This window comes from Hymenobacter agri, assembly GCF_054778495.1.
This window is the reverse complement of sequence record NZ_BAAGZM010000586.1, coordinates 1-2,650: the sequence shown is the minus strand read 5'-3', so window position 1 is coordinate 2,650 and position 2,650 is coordinate 1. Positions and strand designations below refer to the sequence as shown.

At 64.6% G+C, this 2,650-nt stretch carries 1 protein-coding gene; it reads left to right on the top strand.

What is annotated here, in order from left to right; genetic code table 11:
* Window positions 1-172: 172 nt before the first annotated feature.
* Window positions 173-2,650, top strand: a 2,478-nt coding sequence (locus ACYVDE_RS19760) for a hypothetical protein (RefSeq protein WP_460503255.1), incomplete at its 3' end; no start/stop codon positions are given.

The following is a 2,650-nucleotide window of genomic DNA, read 5'->3' as shown; positions in this document are numbered from 1 at the left end:
GGCCAAGCGCTGGTACAGCCGGCAGATGGGCCGCGAAACGCACCGGCTGAGCGAGCTGGTGAGTGAGTTGTGGGGCACGGTGAGCCTGGCCACGGCCGCGGCCGCGGTGCCGGCCGAGCCGATTGAGATTACCTTATAAGTGAAGTTGAACCGCAGTTGAATAGGAGGGAGGATGGGACAGAATACCGAACAACGGACGATTGAAATCATCGTCAACGGGCAGAAGGCCAACGCCTCGCTCAAGGAAATGGACGCGGCCGCGGCCGTGCTCTACAGCCAGTTTCGCAAAATGTCGGCCGACGACCCGGGCCGCGCGAAGCTCATCGCCGACTACCAGGCGCTGAAAGGCAAGATTACGGAGGTGAAGGCCGAGCTCACCGGCGTGAGTCAGTCGGCCGGCGTGATGAAGCAGGCCTTCGCCAATGCGTTTGCCCTTTTCACCGGGGGCGGTATCCTGGGCATGGTGCAGCAGGTGTGGGGCTTCTTCATGGCCTCGCGCGAGGAGGCGCTGGCCAGCGCCAAGACCTCGGCCGACCTGGAAAACACGCTGCGCAGCACGGCCCACGCGGCCGGGCTCACGGCCCAGGAAATCCGCAGCATCGGCGAGGCCCGGGCCAAGGTCACGCTCTTCGACGACGACGAAACCAACGCCGCCTCGGCGCTGCTGCTCACCTTCACCAACATCAAAAAGGGCGTGTTTGAGGACGCCATTCCCGCCATTCAGGACCTGGCCACGAAGATGGGCGGCGACGGGCCGGCCGACCTGAAGGGCGCCAGCATCCAGGTGGGCAAGGCCCTGAACGACCCGATTAAGGGCATCACGGCCCTGACGCGGGTGGGGGTGAGCTTCACCGAGCAGCAGAAGGAGCAGATTACGCAGATGGTCAAGGCCGGCGATACGGCCGGGGCCCAGCGCCTGATTCTGCGCGAGTTGAACAAGGAGTTCGGGGGCACGGCGGAGGCCGCGCGCAAGTCGGCCGGCGGGGTGGCCACGCTGAGCATGTGGTTCGGCGAGTTCAAAGAGACGGTGGGCGGCAAAGTCAACCAGGTGCTCGACGCACTGAGCCAGTGGCTGGGCCGGGTGCTCGACAAGGCCGACCCGCTGGTGGAGATGGCCGGCGCCCTGGTCGACGAGTTCCTGAACTTCTACCACGAAATCGGTGACGTGCTGGAGAGCCTGGGCCTGTTTAACGAGAAGACCGACACGGCCGCCATCGTTATCGAGGTGCTGAAAACGGCGCTCACGGTGCTGCTCATGCCCTTGCGGGCGGCGTTGCAGGTGAGCCGCTACCTGGTCGATAACTTCATCGAGTGGTACAACGCCAGCGAGCTGCTGCGCGGCGTGCTCGGCGGGCTGGTGGCAGTCGTAACCAGCCTGTTTCTGACCATCAAGGACGACGCGCTCAAGATTCTGGGCGGGGTGGGCGACCTCATCGTGGGCATTTTTACACTCGACAAGGACAAGATTTTGGCCGGCTTTAAGTCGGCGCTCAGCGCCACGGCCGATGTGGCGCTGAGCAGCGGGCAGCGGGCGGCCGAGTCGTTCATGAAGGGCTACGAGGCCAATAAAAACAACCACATCACCCGCACGGTGCGGGTCAGCACGGAGGAAACACCCGCGGAGGAAGGCAGCCTGCCCCCACCCAAGGCTGATGCGCCGGCCGGAGAGTCGGCGGCTGCCCTGAAGAAACGGCTGGCGGCGCTGCTCAAGCAGCACGAGGCCGAGATTGAGGCCGAGCGCCACCACCAGGAGATGCTGCTCAACCTACGAGAGGCAGCCCTGCTCGCCCAAGGCAACCAGCGCCAGGTGGAGCTGGGCCGCATCGAGCTCGATGCGCAGCGCAAAATTGTGGCGGCCGCCGCTGCGGAGAAGAAGGAGGAACTACTCGTGACGGGTACCGAGCAGCAGAAAAAAGCGAAAATCATCGCCCTGCGCCAGGAGCAGGAGGCCACCGTGGCACTCATCACGGCCGAGGCCCGGCAGAAGCAGCAGGAGCTGCAGGCCAGGTACGCCCAGGAGGATGCCAAGCAGGTCGAGGACGACGTAGCGGAGCAGATTGCTGACCTAGAAGCTGCTGAAGCGGAGAAGGAGGCACTTGTGCAGGACCAGTTCGATGCGGCCCTGCTCTCCGAGCAGCGTTACCACGAGCGGATGTACGAGGTGAAGCACGCGGCCCTGGAGGCAGAGCTGGCACTGCTGGCCCTGTTCGGCGGGAAAGAGGGAGCTGAGTATCGGAAGAAGTACAAGGAGCTGGAAAAGCTGGACAAGGACCACAACACGACGGTGCTGGCTGATACGAAGAAGCGCGAAGAGGCTAAGCGGCAAATCATGCAGCTGGGCCTGAAAACGGCCAGCGACGTCACCCAGTTCGGCATCGACCTGTTATTCCAGGACGAGGAGGCCCGGCGGAAGCACCACGGGATGTACCTGGCCCTCTCCGGGGCCAAGATTATCGCCGAGGGCATCGCCGAGGTGCAGGCCATCTGGGCCACGTTCTCCGAAATGGGCCCGGTGGGGGTGGCGCTGGCCGCCGTGCAGACCGGCATTTCGGTGGCCCGCAGTGCCATGGCCATCAACAAGCTCAACGCGACCGGGACAATGGCCGGCTACGCCAAGGGCGGCGCCACCGGTAGCGGCGCCGGCATGGCC